We start from the raw sequence: 15,842 nt of genomic DNA, 5'->3' as shown, positions 1-15,842 counted from the left end.
TATGTCCACCGCAGCCCTGCCCGCCCGTCCCGATCCGGCCAAGCAGGCGCTGCCGGAGGCCCGACCCCTGCCAGGAGACCACCATGCCCAACACCCGTGCCCCGGCCGCGTATCCGGAGCTGCAACTGGGAGCCCTCGCCCCGGCGGCGCCCGTCGCGGAGACACTTGAGCGGATCGACGCACTGGTGGCCCGCGGGGAGCGCCCGCTGGACCGCGTCGCCGACGTGATCCGGCGCAACCGGATCGTGCTCATCGCCGCGGACCACCTCGCGACCGCGGACGGCGGCGACCAACTCGCCCGCGAATTGGAGCCGTTCGTCCAGGAGCGGATCCGGCGCGCCGCAGCCCTGGACGCGGCGACCGCGCTTCTCGACCGGCTGGGCACCGAACTCGACATCCCGGTGTGGGGCATCAAGGGCCTCTCCAGCCGGATCGACTACCCGCGGTCCACGCTGCGCGAACTGCGCGACGCGGACGTCTGCGTCGGCGGAGCCGACCGGGCGATGGCCCTCGCCGACCGGCTGCGGCGGCACGGCTACCGCACCGACCACGGCGAACTGCCGTGGATCAAACGGACCCTGGACGGAGCGCCCTACGGGCAGTACAAGCTCACCGGCCCGAACGGGTTCGCCGCCGTCGACATCCACTTCGGCCCCGGCTACTCCACCGGGCACTGCGGACTGCTGCCGCTGCCCGAGCCGACCCGACCGGGCCTGCACCCGTTGCCGCGGGTGGCGAACCTGCGACCGATGCTGGGCAACAGCGGCGGAGACGTGCACATCACCGTCAAGGACGTCAACGACCTCTGGGTCGCCGCCCGCAGCCTCGGGCCGGCCGAGATCGACGCACTGGCGGCCGACGCCCGCGCCGTCGTGCTGGACGGTCATCTGGCGGACATCGCACGCGTCGTCCTGGAGATCACCCGCACCGACGCCGCCCAGCGCACGGCCCTGGAGCGCCTGATCGGGGCGGGCCCCCGGCGCACCGCCGGACCGGTGGTCGCCACCGGGCTGATGGCGCGCACCGCTCCGGTCCGCGTACTGCGCACCACCGGCCGGGCCTTCGGGCAGGCCGGTGCGCACACCGCCTCGCTGCCCTCCCGCGTCGGCGCGGTCCTCGGCGCACTCGCCTTCTACGCGCTGCCCACCCGCCCGCGCGTGGTCGCGGCACCCGCGCTGTCCCGTCGGCCCGCGCCGTGGCGCTGTGTGCGGCTCGTCCCCCTCGAACTGGCCCGTACCCTCCACCAACAGGGCGCGGACGCGGCCGACCGCTGGCCGGGCGATCCGCTCCCGCCGTCCGCGGATCCCGCAGGTCCCACAGGCCCCGGCGCCCCCGCGGACACCGATGACCCCGCGGATGCCGCCGCCTCCGCAGGCACCGCCACCTCCCCGCCGCCGGTCGGGGAAGCGGCGGGCGCGGACACACCGGAGGGCGGGCTGCGCTGGTCGGCCGGCCACCGGACGCTGACCTACGGCTCCTCGGTCTTCGTCTCCACGGTGTGGGGCGCGCTGCCGCGAGCGGTGGTCCGCGACGCGGGGGAGGCAGCGCGATGACCGGCTCCGCAGCGCTGCGCCCGCCCGCCGCCGACGAGGCACTCGCGACCGTCGGGCTGACCACCGACGCGGTCACCGCGCTCCTGGACCGGGAGAGGGCGGACGGACCGCGCTACCTCGTCGGCTCGCTCGCCTCCGGCTTCGGCAACGCCCGCAGCGACGTGGATGTGCACATCCTGGTCGACGGACTGGAGGAGCCCGTCGGGCCCCGGCTGCGCCATGTGGGCGAGACCGCGGTGGACGTGGAGCTGTTCCCCGCCAGTTGGCCCGCCCAGGAGGTGGCCCGGCTCAGTGAAGTCCCGGTCGCCCGGGGGCCGTTCGGCCGGATCGCGCTGGAGCCCGCGGTGCGCGGGGCGCAGCGGCGCTGGCTCTGCCGCTGGGTGCACGCCGCCCCGCTGGGCGCCGGGACCGGTGCGGTGTTCACCGAGGAGGAGGTACGGGTGCTGCTGCCCGCGATGGTGCGGCAGGCCTTCGACCGGGCCCTGACGGAGGCCGCCGCCGCACTGCTCGCCGACCGTGCCGCCCGGGACGGGGCGGACGTCTGGAGCGCGCAGGCGTGCGGCTATCTGTGGAACCGCGCGGCGCGCGGGGTGCTGGAGGTGCGCTGCCGGGCCGCGGGCGAGGTGACCACGGGGGAGAAGTGGCTGCCCGCGCGCGCCCACCGACTCGGGCTGCCACTGCCCGAACCGGGCGTGCCCGCCGACGGCGGCGCCGCACTGCTGGCACTGCTCGGTCGCACGCCGTCCGATGTGCTGGAGGCGGTCCGCGTACGCCCTGCCGAGGGCCTGCGTCGCACCGAGCTGGCCGGGCGCAGCTATCTGACCAATCGGCACGACCGTCTGTTCACCGAGTGGTTGGAGACCGAGGGCCCTCTCGCCCGAGTGCTGGAAGAACACCCGCCGGGCCGGCTGCTGGACGCTCTCCGACGTGCCCAACTCGACTTGACCGCCGACCCGGACGCGGTGCGCGAAAGGTTGCAGTCATGACTGTTCTCTCCTCCGGCGACGGGATCGACGGCCCGTGGCTCGCGACCCACGGCGCCAACGCGGCCTGGCGGTACGCCCGTTCGGTCGATCCCACGCTGGACGACATCGGGGCGGCACACGACACCGGCGCCTGGGACCTGTGCGTCGAGGCGTGCGCCAAGGCCCTGCAGGCGATGCTGGTGTGCCACTGCTGCCTGGACGGGATGAAGTCGGTGCCCGAGCGTGAGCACCTGCATGTGCTCATCGCCTCCTCGGACCACCCCGTGGCGGCGGCGCTGCGCACCCTGCCGCTCTCCTACCGGGCCACCGCGGCCGACGCGGAGCTCGCCCGCGCGGCCGTCGACGAGCAGGACGCGGCGCTCCGCACACGGCTGCCGTTCGAACTGCCGGTGATACGGCGGGCCGGACGGCACGCCGCCACCGTCCGGGCCACCGCGCAGATCGCCCGCTTCAGGTCCGCGCTGGGGCTCGGCGCGCTGGACTGGGACCGTTCGGGGCTGTGATGCACGACGTGACCGGGGCCGCACACCGGTGGCCCGAGGACCTGGCGCAACTGTGGCGACGCTGCCTCCACCGGGCGGCCGGTGAGCCGGGCTGGGACACCCGGCCGCCCTGGCGGGGAGACCCCGGGCTGCGGGCCGCACTGGGCGCGGTGCTCGAACTGCCCGGGGCGGAGGGCGGCCCGCTCGTCACCTCCGGAATCCGGCCGCTGGTGGCGCCGTTCGCGCTGCTGGGACGCACGGTCGTGGTGGAGAGGCCCAGCTATCTCGGCGTGGTCACCGCCTTCGAGCGGTGCGGGGCCCGGGTGCTGCGGGCCGAGTTGGAGGAGGCGCTGCGGATCGCCCGCCCGGCCCGCGAACATCTGCTGTGGATCACCTCGCCGTGGCGCAACCCCGACGGCTGGAGCCTGGACCGTGCGACCGCCGACCGCCTGGCCGAGTTCGTCGCCGACGGCGGGGTCCTGGTGCAGAACGAGACGTACCGGTTCTTCACCACCGGGGCGACCGCGGACGCACTGCGGGTGCCGGGGGCCTTCGTCGCCGGATCGATGACCAAGGCCGCCGGACCGTGGGCCCGGCTGGGGTGGCTGCACGGTGACACGGTCCCGCCGCAGATCGAGGCGCATCTGCGCGCCGCCGCCCCGCCCACGGTCTGGCAGCGGGCCTGGTCCCGCTTCGCCGAGGACGGGGGATTCCGGCGGCTGTTGGAGCGCTGCCGAACGGTGGCCGCACTCACGGCCCACGCCTCGGCCCTCTCCGGCCACCGGCCGCACGGCGGCGCCAGCGTGCTGCTGCGACTGGACGTCCGGGAGCCGGTGGAGCATCTGCGGCGCGAGCACGGTCTGCGCGTCGGCGACGGCCAGGACTTCGGGGCTCCGGCAGGCACGGTGCGGCTGTGCTTCCTGGGCTGCCCCGCCGACTGCGACCACCGCGCACTCGGTCTCCTGCCCCACCCGTAGCCCCACCGCGCGTCTGCAGGGGCGGGCTTTTCCGGTGACCGGACGCTCCGAGTCTCCGGGCCTTCCGGGCTACCGGCGGGGCACCAGCAGGCCGCCGATCTCCAGTACGTCGTTGAGCAGGTGCTGCACCTGCTCGATCTCCGCGGGGGAGCAGCCCAGCAGAATCTTCACCTCCACGTCGCGCTTGATCGGGTCGGCGGTCACGAAGACCCCGACCACACCGGCCTGCGGCGTGCTGCCCGCGAAGACGTCGACCCCGTCGCCGTCGCCGCCGGTGGTCCCGTCGAGGTATCCGTAGTCGACCGGGTAGACGGCCTCGGGAACGCGCGGGTGACGCGAACCCTTCGGCCGGTCGACCACCAGCTCGGCCGAGGCGACCAGCCCGTCGAGGTGGTCGAAGAACCCCGCTCCGCCACCCGTCGCGTTCTCCTGCTCAGCCACGAACGCTCACCTTCCCGGCCACCAGGTCGGTGATGCTCCGCAACGTCTCGAAGTTCTCGAAGCTCAGCTCGTCGTCCTCGAAGGCGATGTCGAATTCCTCCTCGATGCGGAGCGTCAGCTCCACGCTGAGCAGCGAGTTGAGACCGTGGTGGGCGAGGATGTCCCCGTCTTCGATGTCGCGGGCGTCGTCGAGCAGTTCACCGATTCGTGCGCGCACGACATCGGCGATTTCGCGCCTGTCCATGGATAAGCCCTTCGCATTCCGGTGGCGACTCGAATCGTCGCAGAACCCGTTCCATTGTTCCAGTGCCCGAGACGCCCGCGAGGACGCCGGGGCAAAGGGCGCACATTCCTGTCGCCCGCGCCGGCCGACGACGGGCAAAGCCCTGCGTGTCGGGTCGGAACGCCGCCCGGATCCGTTCGGTCCGGCTCCTGCCGTACGAGGGCCGGCGTCCGTACGAGGCCGTGGGGTCCGTACGACGGTCGGCGCCGCGCGGCCCGTCGTACGGGTCGGGCGCGGGGCAGCGCGGACGGCCTCCGGCGCCGCACCGCACCACCGGTGCCGCACCACCCACCGGGACACGGTGCGCGGCTCCGGGCCGGGAACGGACCCCGGCCGGCTGCCGCCCCGTCGGCGGATGCTGCGGCGGTGCGGCCGAAGCCCCGTCAACACCCGTGCTCCGTGGGGATGTTGTCCGCCCGCGCTTCCGAACGCGCCTGCCGGTTCGCCCCGGGGGTCAACGCGGGCGGAGCCCTCCGTACGCCGAGGTCTGCGCCGCCGACCCGCTGCCCGGCGGGCCGGCCGCGGGTCGGCACCGACGGGCCGGGCGGCCCCACGGGTCGCGCGGGACCCCGGGCGAGGCCGCGGAACCGTCGCGTCGAGCCGCCTCCTGCCCAGGCCCGCACCCCGTGTGCCGCACTCGCTCGACAGCCGGCGGCGACGGCTCCGGGGTGGAGGTGCGGACTGTGTCCCAGACGCTGATCGATCGAAGATCGGACGTATATCCGCCGGCCCTAGATTGTGGCGGAAGGAGAGACCGACGGTCCCGCCCGAGAATTCGCGACGCGTCCGCGTGGAATGCGAGACGCGTACCCGTCCGAATTCCGAGGTGCGAGAGTGATGAGCCCGGCTGTGATTTCGGAGTGCGCGGTGGAGAAGGCCAGGATGTCGGTGCATTCCGAATACCCGCCGGAATTCCGAAGCGGGCTGTTCTCCTTCCGAGCAGAAGGCGTACGGGCCGCCTCCCGGGAATTCACGGAAGTCGTCGGTGCCGTTGCGGTCGTTCCGGCGAACGCCGGTGCCGTGCCGATCAACGCTCTGCCCGGCCGCCCCCAGCACCCTACGGCCGGGTTCGGCGGTGACGGCGAGTGGTGACCGGCCCCGCTCCCGCCGCAGCTGCGGCCCCGACCGAACCCGCCGACCTCGTCGACCTGCTCGACCGGGCCGCCGAGCTGCACGGCTCGCGCCCCGCGGTGCGCGACGCCACCGGATCCTGGACCTGGAGCCGTCTGTCCGCGGCCAGTCGGACGGTCGCCGACCGGCTCGCCGAGCGCGGCGTCGAGCCCGGCGCCAGGGTGCTCTCGCTGCTGCGGCCGGGCCGGGAGTTCGCCGCGCTGCTCTTCGGCGTACTGCGAGCCGGCTGCTCCCTGGTGCCGGCGCGGCCGGGCAGCAGCGACTTCGAACTCTCCCATCTGCTGAGCGACGCCCGGCCGGTGCTCGTGGCGGTCGACGACGACGTGCCGGCCCCGCCCGCCGCGGGGAGCACCGCGGTCCGCAGCTCCGCTCTGCTGTGCGACGGCGGTCGTCCCCCGACCCGGGCGCCCCGGCGAGTCCGCGGAGAGGCGGAGGCGCTGCTGCTCTACACCTCGGGCTCCACCGGACGCCCCAAGGGCATCGTCTGCCCGCACCGTGCGGTGGTCTTCGCCGCCCGCGCCATCGCCGAGCGCCTCGGCTACCAGCCGCACGACGTGGTCTGGAACCGCCTGCCGCTCTCCTTCGACTACGGGCTCCACCAGTTCTTCCTCTGCGCGCTGGCCGGCGCCGAACTGGTGCTGCCGCCGGGGGAGTTGTCGGCCGACGAGCCCGCCAGGCTGCGCGAGGCGGGCGCCAGCGTGCTGCCCCTGGTACCCGCCTACGGTGCCGTACTGGCCAGGCTCGCCCAGCGCGATCCGCGCCCCACCCGGGTCCGGCTGCTGACCAACACGGGAGCGGCGCTCGTCGGTGCGGACGCCGCTCGGGTCCGTGCCGCGTTTCCCGGAAGCTCCCTGGTGTGCATGTACGGGATGACCGAGTGCAAGCGCATCACGGTGGCCGACCCCGACGAGGACCTGACACATCCGGGCACCGTCGGCCGGGCCCTGCCGGGCACCCGGCTGTTCGTCGTGGACGACCGCGGTCGCCCGCAACCGCCGGGCACCGTGGGACAGATCGTGTCGGCCGGCCCGCACGTCATGGCCGGATACCGCAACGCCCCCGAGGAGACCGCACGCCGCTTCGGCCCCTCCCCGGACGGCGACGGCACGGCTGTCCACACGGGCGACACCGGCCGGATGGACCCGGACGGGCGGCTCTGGTTCCTCGGCAGGAGCGACGACATCTTCAAACACCGTGGCTGGCGGATGAGCACCCTGGAGCTGGAGACGGCCCTGCTCGACGTCCCCGGGGTGCGGTCGGCGGCCGCGGCCCCGCCCGACGCGGCCGGCGTGCTGACCGTGTGGGCGGCCACCGATCTCGCGGCGGGCGAGGTGCTGCGTGCCCTGGTGGAACGACTCGGCGCCGCGCGGGCACCGGACCGCTGCGTCGTACTGGCGGAGCTGCCCCGCACGGCACACGGCAAGGTGGACCGCGAGGCGCTGCGCTCGCCGGGGCGGGCGCGATGAGCCGCCCCGACGACGCCGACAGGGCCTCCCTGCTCACCCGGATCGCACGGCAGTACGGCACCCCCGCGTACGTCTACGAGCTGGACGCGGTGGCCTCGGCCGCAGAGTCCCTCACCGCCGATCTGCCCGCCGACGGCGGCCTGTTGTACTCGCTAAAGGCCAATCCGCACCCGGAGGTCGTCGCCCGGCTCCTGGCCGGCGGCGCCGGCGCGGAGGTCAGCTCCTCCGGCGAACTCGCCGCCGCCCTGGCCGCCGGCTGCCCGCCGGACCGGATCATGTACACCGGCCCGGGCAAGGACCCGCGGCAGCTGGCCCAGGCCCTGTCCGCCCGAGTGCGCTGCTTCTCGGTGGAGTCGCCGGCCGACCGGGACCGACTCGCCGACGCCTGCGGCCGGGCAGGTGTGGACGCGGAGTACCTGGTGCGGCTCAACACCCCTCGCGGCAGCGCCCGCGGCTCGCTGCGCATGACCGGACGACCCACCGCGTTCGGCACCGACGTGGCCAACCGGCAGGAGATCGCCGCACTGCTGCGGCCTCGCGGCCGAGCCCGGCCCGTCGGCACCCACACCTTCAGCGCCAGCAACGTCGAGGACCCCGCCGCGCTGCTCCAGGAGTTCCGCAACGCCCTGGCCGCCGTCCGGGACGTGTGCGACGCGGCGGATCTCGCCCCGCAACTGCTCGCGCTGGGCGGGGGGTTCCCGGCGCCCATGGCGCGGCCGGGCACGCTGGCCCGCCATCCGGACCTCGCGGCGGGCCTGGAGGGCGAACTGGAAGCCGCGTTCCCGGGCCGGCACCGGGGCGGGCCGCGCATCCTCTTCGAATCGGGCCGCTATCTGACGGCCACCGCCGGCACCCTGCTCACCACGGTCCTCGACGTCAAGACCTCCGGCGGCCGGACCTTCGTGGTGCTGGACGCCGGGGTCAACGTGCTCGGCGGGATGTCCGGCCTCGGCCGGCTGATGTCGCCCCGTGCCCAGCCCGCCGCCGTCGGCGCGAGCGACGGCGGCGAGGAGCGGGCGGTGACACTGGTCGGCCCGCTCTGCACACCGCTGGACGTGCTCAACGCCTCGGCTCGCCTGGTCGACCCGCGGCCGGGTCAGCTGCTCGCCGTCCCCAACACCGGCGCCTACGGCCCGACCGCGAGCCTGCTCGGCTTTCTGAGCCACCCCGGTCCGGTCGAGGTCGTCGTCGAGGGCGCTCGTGTCCGCAGCGCCCGTCGTCTGGCCGTGAGTTCGGAGGAAGTGGCTCCCCGTGTCTGACCACCGCACCCCTTCCGCCCCCGGCGTCCGCGACAGCGCGGCGCCCGACGTCCCGGACGCGCTCGTCGCCCTGCTGGCCGCCAACGCCGCGGAGGTCGACCGCAACGCGCGTTTCCCGGTGGAGAACCTCGCGGCGCTGCGCAGCGCCGGCCAACTCGGCCTGCTGGTGCCACGCCGGTACGGCGGCGCGGGCGGCGATCTGGCCGACCTGGTCCGCACGGCCGAGCGCCTCGCCGGAGGCTGCCTGTCCACGGCGATGATCTGGGCGATGCACTGCCAGCAGGTCGATGTGCTGGTGCGGCACGCCGGCCCGCGCCTGGCCGCGGAGCTGCTGCCGCGGGTGGCTGCGGGCGAGGTGTACCTGGCGTCCGTCACGACCGGCACGGCGACCGGGGGCCATCTGCTCTCGGCCGCGGACGCCCTGGAACGCGGCGCGGGGGAGGAACTCCTGCTCGGCCGAGAGGCCCCGGTGGTCACCGGCGGGCAGCACGCAGACGGGTTCCTCGTCACCATGCGCGAGAGTGCCGACGCGGGCGAGCACGAGGTCAGCCTGGTCTACGCGGACCGCGCCGCGCTCACGGTCGAGGCGACCGGGGGATGGAACACCCTCGGCATGCGGGGCACGGCCAGCGGCGCGTTGAGACTCTCCGGCGCGGTGCCCCCGGACCAGGTCGTCGGGCCGTCCGGAGGCTTCCGGGAGGTCGCCCTGGACAGCATGGTCCCGGTGGGGCACCTGGCCTGGAGCGCCTGCTGGCTCGGTGCCGCCCGTTCCTCCTTCTCCGCCCTGGTGCGCTGGCTCGGCAGAGAGCAGCGCGAGCGCCTCTCCTCCTCCCTGGTGCGCGAGCGGCTCGGTCGGATCAGGCTCGATCTGGAGCTGGTCAGCGGGTACCTCGGCGGAGTGCGCGCAGAGGTGGAGCAGGTGCGCGCCCGGGGTTCGCGACCGGACGCCGCCGAGGTGCAGATCCACCTCAACTCCCTGAAGGCGGCTGCCTCGGAGCTCACTTACCGGGCGGTCGACCGCATGGTGCAGCTCGCCGGCCTGACTGTCGGGTACAGCGCGGACTCGCCCGTGCCGCTGGAGCGGACGCTGCGGGATCTGCGCTCGGCCGCGCTGAACTACTCCAACGACCGCCTGTGGACCGCCAACGGTGCGCTGTGTCTCCTCGACCGCGGCGTGAAGCTGCTGTGACCCGGCCGGCACCGCCTGCGGCGGACATCCGCGCCGGCCGGCGCCGGCAGCTGCGCCGATCTCGAAACGAGCGGTGCGCCGGCTCGGTCCGGTCGCCGAAAGGATCGTCATGACCCAGCGGCACGTCCCAAGGAGCGGTGAACCGCGGACCACGCCCCGTGTCGAAGAGACCCGGGCGCCCCTCATGTGGTCCCAGGAGCCGTACTGGTACCAGTACCACCTCCCGCTCCCGGTCGTCGACAGCGCCAAGATTCAGTTCACCGTGCGCGTACCGGGGAAAGGCGTGCCGGAAAGTGCGGTCGTACCGGCCGTGCGAGAACTGATGCACCGTCACGAGGCGTTGCGCACGGTCTATCCGACCGGCCAGGACGGCATCCCCTTCCAGTCGGTGCTGGAGCGGTTCGAGAATCCGGTTCCGTTTCGGCGGGAGGGAAACGAACCGGAGGACGTCGACGCGGTCTTCCACGCCCTCTTCGGCCCACCGATGGTCCAGTCGGTGGACCTGCCGCTGCGGGTGGGGTTCACGGTGGAGAACAACCGCGCGAAGACTCTCGTCCTGCTGCTGAACCACATCTCGGCGGACGGAGTGAGCCTCCCGGTGATGCGAGCCGACCTGGAGAGGTACCTCGGACTGCCCCCGTCCGCCGACGCTCCGCCGAGCACCCCCGAGCGGGACACGGCGAGCCTGCAACCGGCCGCGCTCGCACGGGAGCAGCACTCGGGATCGTGGGACGCCCGGAACGGCAGCGCCCTGCGGCACTGCGAGGACGTGCTCTCCTCCGCGCCGGCCGCGCAGTTCCCCCGCTTTCGCTTCATCGCCGGTTCGCACGCCGAAGTCGGCAGTCACTACCTGAGGACCTGCCTTCACTCCTCCCGGCTGCTGCTGGCCCTGCAGAGGATGCGCCGGGAATCGAGGTCGAGCGTTTCCTCGGCGCTCTCGGCAACGTTCTCGATCGCCGTCGCCGCGCTGTCCGGAAACCCCAGGACCGTCTTCAAGACGAACTTCTCCAACCGCTTTCGCGGCTTCGAGCGCTCGGTCGGCTGCTTCTTCCAGGAGGCGCTGGTCTCCGTGCACCCGAGAGGGGACGCCACCATCGCCGAGCTGATGGCCGAGACCGAGAACCGCACCCTGGTGGGCGCGAGGCGCGCACGCTACTCCTATCTGCACTTCCGGGACCTCAAGGCACGGGTGGAGGCGCGCCGGGGCCACTCGATCCGGCTCGGCACCGTCGTGAACTTCAGCAGCCGCTTCGAGAAGGAGCTGCGCAAGACCGCCGGCCCCGCCCGTCCCACCGAGATCGAAGAACTCGAATGTCTGTGGCGCGACGAGTACGCGGACCTCAGCCTGAGGAGCTTTCCGCGCGGCGGCGAAGCGGTCCTGGACCTCATCGCGCACCGGACTGTCGTCGAGCGACCTCGGATTCGGAGCATGCTGACCGGGATGGAGCAGTTCCTCATCGCGCTGGCCGACGAACCCGAGCTGGCGCGGGCGACGGTCGCGGAGGTGGTCGAACGGTTCGCACTGCCGGTCGCCCAGTACCCGGAGGGCTGGGTGCACATCGATCACAGCTGGGTGAACACGGCCAAACTGGCGACGCTCATCCGCACGGTCGAAGGCGTCGAGGCCGCCTCGGTCGGCGTCGAGGAACGCCCCACGGGTGAACGCGTGCTCATCGCCCGGCTCGTCGGCAGGCCGAGCGCAGAACCGGAAGTGCGCCACCGCGTCCTCGGCGCTCTGCGCGAGGAGGTGGACCTCGTCTGCCCGCACGAGTTCAGCTGGCTCGACGGGTCGTCACCACTACCGGCGTCCGCCGCCGCTGCCGAGCAGCCCACCACCACCGAAAGCCGCACATCCGCCTCCGCCGCCTCCGCCGCCGACCGCCGTGGAGCCGACAGTCGCACCACCGGCCGCCGAGCAGCAGACCGGGCGCTGGCGGAGGCCGTATCCGCAGCGATCGCCGGCGCCCCCGTCGACCTGGACCTCTCCTACGCGCAGCAGGGAGGCACCGCCGTCCTCGCACCGGCAGTGGTGCAGCGCCTCGCACTGCGGGGATTCTCCGGTCCCAACCCGGACGATCTGCTCGGACCGTGGCCCCTGCGCGCGGTGGCGGATCTGTGCGTCGCGCACCGGGAGGACCGCGACAGATGAGCACCGGCAACCCCCCTGCGGCCCGGCTTCCCGGCCCCGCGAAGACCGCGACCCGGCGTACGCCCCGGTGGCGGGCGCAGCGCTCGCTGCTCAGCGACCGACTCGACCTGCTGCGGCTGTCCGCCGCCGAACGCGGCGTCAGCGCGCTGCTGATCCTGGTCCATCTGTGGACGGCCGCGGTGCCCGCCCTCACCGCGATGGCCACCGGCTGGCTGGTGGCCGGGCTGACCGGCGCCGCCACCGGAAGCGGGAGCGCTTCGGCGGTGGCGGGGCCGCTGGTCGCCATCTCCGTGCTGCTGGTGGCCGACGAGGTCCTCACCTCGGTGGGCAGGACCCTGGAGCAGTACACGGCCGGACGCGTCGACGCGCGCATGCGGCGCAGGGTCCGCCGGTTGGCCATGGCGCCGTCGAGCATGGCGCATCTGGAGGACCCGGTCTTCGCCGACGACGCCGCTCGTGCCTCCGACGTCGGCGAGGGCCGGGTCAGATCGCCGGGAACCGCGGCGGTCGGCCAACTCCGCCTGTGCTTCCGCTTCCTGGGTGCGCTGGGCTCGGCCGCCGTGATCGCCGTGTCCTTCTCCGTGTGGCTGGCCGCCGCTCTGCTCCTGGTCTGCCTGGTCAACCGTGCGCTGATCCGCCGCTGGTGGGTCCATCTGGCCGAGGTGCGCGACGAGCGCGAGGGCATGCGCCGCCGGGCGGAGTACTGGAGCGACGTGGCCTCGACCGGGCCGGCCGCCAAGGAGATCCGGCTCTTCGGCCTGCACGAGTGGGTGGTCCGCCGGCGCACGCGCGAAGTGCTGGACTGGGCGCAGACGATCTGGTCGGCCCGCCGGGGGATCCTGCGCCAGCAGGGCTGGATCGCTCTGCTGGCCGCGGTCGCCGCCGGCTCGGCGCTGCTCCTGCCGGGGCTGGCCGCCGCTCGCGGAACCCTTCCGGTCAGCGATCTGATGGCCGTGATCGTCGCCGCGTGGGGCGTCTTCCAGATCGCCTCCATGGGGCGCGAAGCATTCGACATCGAGTACGGCCTCGGCGCGGTCCGGGCGATGGAGCGGCTGAACACCGCCCATCGCGAGAACACCGCGTCCAACGTCACCGACGTCCCGCCTGCCGAACCGGCCGTCGCGGGTGCGGCCGGCCCCGCGACGCTGAGCGCCGAGGGTCTCGTCTTCGCCTACCCCGGCAGCCGGCACCCGGTCATCGACGGTCTCGACCTGACCGTCCGCCCCGGCGAAGTCCTCGCGCTGGTCGGCCACAACGGCGTCGGCAAGACCACACTGATCAAACTGATCGCCGGCCTCTACCGTCCGACCGACGGACGGCTGCGGGTGGACGGACGGCCGCTGGACGAGGCCGGGGCGTCGGCGTGGCGCAAACGCGTCGCCGTCGTCTTCCAGGACTTCAACCGCTACCCGCTCTCCCTCGCCGACAACATCGCCCTCTCGGCGCCCGAACACCGTCACGACGAGGAGGGGATCCGGGCCGCCGCACGCCGCGCCGGCGTCGACAGCCTCGCCGCGCAGTGGCCGCACGGCTACGACACCGTGCTCAGCGCCGACCGCGAGCGGGGCACCGACCTCTCCGGCGGCCAGTGGCAGCGCGTCGCCATCGCGCGCGCGGTCTTCGCCGTCGAGCACGGACGGGACCTGCTGGTCCTGGACGAGCCGACGGCCCACCTCGACGTCCAGGCGGAGGCCCGTTTCCACCGCCAGGTCGTCGCCGAGGTCGGCGGAGCGACGGTGGTGCTCATCTCGCACCGCCTCTCGACGGTGCGGCAGGCGGACCGGATAGCCCTGCTGGAAGCCGGACGGGTCACCGAGCAGGGCACCCACCGCCAACTGCTGGACGCCGGCGGTGAGTACGCCCGCCTCTTCGCACTCCAGGCCGCCCGCTTCACCGACACCCGCCGCCGTACCGGTGGTCCCACCGATCACCGCGCTGACCACCCCACCGAGCGCCGCGCCGATCAACCCACCGAGCACCGGTCCGGTCACCGGTCCGGTCGGAAGGGAGCCCCACGATGAGCGCCGGGAGTTCACCGGGCGCGGCGGTCCCCGGGGCCGGAACCCTGCGCACCGCACGCCACACCTTCGCCCTGTCCTGGCGCATCGACCCCCTCGTGGTGACCGTCGTCGTCGGTCTCGCACTCGCGCAGACGGGCGCGGTCGCGGCAACGGGCCTGAGCCAGCGCTGGGTTGTCGACTCGGCGCAGAGCGCCGGCGGGCAGCTGCTCGGCGCCCTGGCCCCGGCCGTGCTGATCGGGGTGGTCGCCCACGTCACCGCCGCCGCCGGCAACAGGGTTCGGTACAACTACCAGCACGACCTCACCGACCGGGTGGACCTGGAGGTGAACCGGGAGATCCTCACCGCCACCGCCGCCATCCCCACCCTCGAGCACCTCGAACGTCCCGACTACCTCAACCGCCTCGAAATGCTGCGCCGCCACACCCCCGCGCTGGCCGGCTCCTGCTGGTCCCTGTCCGACACCGTGATCGGCGTGATCAGCGCCGGGCTGTCGGTGTGGCTGCTGGCCGGTGTCCACCCTGCCCTCGCCGTGCTGGCGCTGCTCGCGCTCCCGCCGCTGTGGGCGGCCAAACGGGCCCGGCAGAGCCTCGCGGCCGCCCGTGCCGCCACGGCCGAGGACCAGCGCCTGGAGGACCGTGTCCACCGCATGTTCCTGGCGCCCGAGTCGGGCAAGGAGATCTACCTGACCGGGGCCGGGACCGTACTCGACGAGACCGCCCACCGCGCCCGCACCCGGGTGACCAACGCCGTTCTCAGGGCCCGGCTCGGCGCGATCGTCTGGCAGCTCACCGGCTGGGTCTGCTATGCGGCCGGCTTCATCGCCGCCCTGGTCCTGACCGCCCGGCTGGTCTCCGAGGACGCGGCCTCCCTCGGCGACCTGATGCTGGTCATCACACTGGGCACCCAGCTGCGGTCCCAGATCCGCGGCACCGTGGACGGCTTCTCCCGGGTCGCCGAGGCAGGCCACACCACCGACCACTACCTGTGGCTGCTGGCCCACGCCCGTCTGCGGCAGCCCACCGGCACCCGCACCGCACCCGGCGCGCTGAAGCAGGGCATCCGCGTGCACGACCTCGACTTCACCTACCCCGGCGCACCGGAGCCGGCCCTGTCCGGGGTGGACCTGACGCTCCGTCCCGGATCCGTGATCGCCGTGGTCGGAGTCAACGGCGCCGGCAAGTCCACCCTGGTCAAGCTGCTGAGCGGGATGTACGCGCCCACCGCCGGAAGGATCACGGTCGACGGCGTGCCGCTGGACGAACTGGACACCACGGCCTGGCGCCGACGCCTCACCGGAGCGTTCCAGGACTTCGTCCGCTTCCAGCTGCCGGTCCGGCACACCGTCGGCATCGGCGAGCCGGACGCGATGGACGACCGGGAGGAGGTCGAGCGCGCGATCCACGAGGCAGGGGCCGACGCGATCGTCGACCGGCTGCCCGACGGGCCCGACACCCAACTCGGCACCGTCTACGGGGGAGTGGAGCTCTCCCAGGGCCAGTGGCAACGCCTGGCGCTGGCCCGTGCACTGATGCGCCGCCACCCGCTGCTGCTCGTCCTGGACGAGCCGACGGCCGCGCTCGACCCGCTGGCCGAGCACGAGCTGTACGAGGTGTTCATGCGGCAGGCGCGCGCGGACCCGGGCCGCACCACCCTGCTGGTCTCCCACCGCTTCTCCACCGTGCGCGGTGCCGACCACATCGTGGTCCTGGACGGCGGGCGCGTCACCGAGCAGGGCACCCACACCGAGCTGATGGCCGCGGACGGACGCTACGCGGAGGCCTACCGAACCCAGGCCGCGGCGTACCAGGAGAAGGACGTCCGCTGATCTCGCCGCGCCGTCGCCGACGGGGCCGACGTGCCGTCACCGGGACCGGCGGCACCGGTCGGCCCCGCCGCGCCGGCGG

At 73.9% G+C, this 15,842-nt stretch carries 13 protein-coding genes; 11 read left to right on the top strand and 2 right to left on the bottom strand.

The window, feature by feature from the left end; all coding sequences use genetic code 11:
* Positions 1–83 precede the first annotated feature (83 nt).
* The 4 genes from MTQ01_RS23745 to MTQ01_RS23730 are packed head-to-tail and all read left to right on the top strand — an operon-like array spanning position 84 to position 3,998.
* Positions 84–1,553, top strand: coding sequence for a nucleotidyltransferase family protein (locus MTQ01_RS23745; protein ID WP_247492916.1), 1,470 nt, complete (start codon positions 84–86; stop codon positions 1,551–1,553).
* A complete protein-coding gene (locus tag MTQ01_RS23740) occupies positions 1,550–2,539 on the top strand; it encodes a hypothetical protein (protein WP_247492915.1) in 990 nt (329 codons plus the stop codon). Before MTQ01_RS23745 ends, MTQ01_RS23740 begins: the two co-directional genes overlap by 4 nt.
* On the top strand, positions 2,536–3,042 hold the full coding sequence (locus tag MTQ01_RS23735) for a hypothetical protein (protein ID WP_247492914.1): 507 nt from the start codon (positions 2,536–2,538) through the stop codon (positions 3,040–3,042). The genes MTQ01_RS23740 and MTQ01_RS23735 overlap by 4 nt, the downstream gene beginning before the upstream one ends.
* A gap of 8 nt (positions 3,043–3,050) precedes the next feature.
* Positions 3,051–3,998, top strand: coding sequence for a pyridoxal phosphate-dependent aminotransferase (locus MTQ01_RS23730; protein ID WP_247492913.1), 948 nt, complete (start codon positions 3,051–3,053; stop codon positions 3,996–3,998).
* A 69-nt stretch (positions 3,999–4,067) separates the two neighbouring features.
* Here the strand turns inward: MTQ01_RS23730 and MTQ01_RS23725 are convergent, their stop codons facing one another.
* Together MTQ01_RS23725 and MTQ01_RS23720 are read right to left on the bottom strand one after the other, a co-directional pair.
* A complete protein-coding gene (locus tag MTQ01_RS23725; RefSeq protein ID WP_247492912.1) occupies positions 4,068–4,439 on the bottom strand; it encodes an inorganic diphosphatase in 372 nt (123 codons plus the stop codon).
* Entirely contained in the window at positions 4,432–4,683 is a 252-nt protein-coding gene (locus MTQ01_RS23720) for an acyl carrier protein (RefSeq protein WP_247492911.1), read from the bottom strand. The genes MTQ01_RS23725 and MTQ01_RS23720 overlap by 8 nt, the downstream gene beginning before the upstream one ends.
* An 876-nt stretch (positions 4,684–5,559) precedes the next feature.
* On the opposite strand from MTQ01_RS23720, the gene MTQ01_RS23715 reads away from it, so the two are divergent.
* The 7 genes from MTQ01_RS23715 to MTQ01_RS23685 all read left to right on the top strand — a co-directional run bounded on the left by MTQ01_RS23715 (position 5,560) and on the right by MTQ01_RS23685 (position 15,763).
* A complete protein-coding gene (locus tag MTQ01_RS23715; protein WP_247492910.1) occupies positions 5,560–5,814 on the top strand; it encodes a hypothetical protein in 255 nt (84 codons plus the stop codon).
* A complete protein-coding gene (locus MTQ01_RS23710) occupies positions 5,808–7,319 on the top strand; it encodes a class I adenylate-forming enzyme family protein (protein WP_247492909.1) in 1,512 nt (503 codons plus the stop codon). Before MTQ01_RS23715 ends, MTQ01_RS23710 begins: the two co-directional genes overlap by 7 nt.
* Positions 7,316–8,578 carry a type III PLP-dependent enzyme gene (locus MTQ01_RS23705; protein WP_247492908.1) on the top strand — a complete coding sequence of 421 codons (1,263 nt, stop codon included), beginning with the start codon at positions 7,316–7,318 and terminating at the stop codon, positions 8,576–8,578. Before MTQ01_RS23710 ends, MTQ01_RS23705 begins: the two co-directional genes overlap by 4 nt.
* Positions 8,571–9,767 carry an acyl-CoA dehydrogenase family protein gene (locus MTQ01_RS23700; protein ID WP_247492907.1) on the top strand — a complete coding sequence of 399 codons (1,197 nt, stop codon included), beginning with the start codon at positions 8,571–8,573 and terminating at the stop codon, positions 9,765–9,767. The genes MTQ01_RS23705 and MTQ01_RS23700 overlap by 8 nt, the downstream gene beginning before the upstream one ends.
* 109 nt (positions 9,768–9,876) lie before the next feature.
* Positions 9,877–11,916 (top strand): condensation domain-containing protein, encoded by a 2,040-nt coding sequence (locus MTQ01_RS23695; protein ID WP_247492906.1) that lies wholly within the window; start codon positions 9,877–9,879, stop codon positions 11,914–11,916.
* Complete coding sequence (locus MTQ01_RS23690) at positions 11,913–13,937, top strand: ABC transporter ATP-binding protein (RefSeq protein ID WP_247492905.1); 2,025 nt, start codon at positions 11,913–11,915, stop codon at positions 13,935–13,937. Before MTQ01_RS23695 ends, MTQ01_RS23690 begins: the two co-directional genes overlap by 4 nt.
* Positions 13,934–15,763 (top strand): ABC transporter ATP-binding protein, encoded by a 1,830-nt coding sequence (locus tag MTQ01_RS23685; RefSeq protein ID WP_247492904.1) that lies wholly within the window; start codon positions 13,934–13,936, stop codon positions 15,761–15,763. Before MTQ01_RS23690 ends, MTQ01_RS23685 begins: the two co-directional genes overlap by 4 nt.
* The last annotated feature ends 79 nt before the right edge of the window (positions 15,764–15,842 follow it).

Origin of the sequence: Streptomyces sp. XM4193 (assembly GCF_023072595.1) — a bacterium.
In the GTDB taxonomy this organism is placed as follows: domain Bacteria; phylum Actinomycetota; class Actinomycetes; order Streptomycetales; family Streptomycetaceae; genus Streptomyces.
This window is presented reverse-complemented; position numbering and strand designations above follow the sequence as displayed.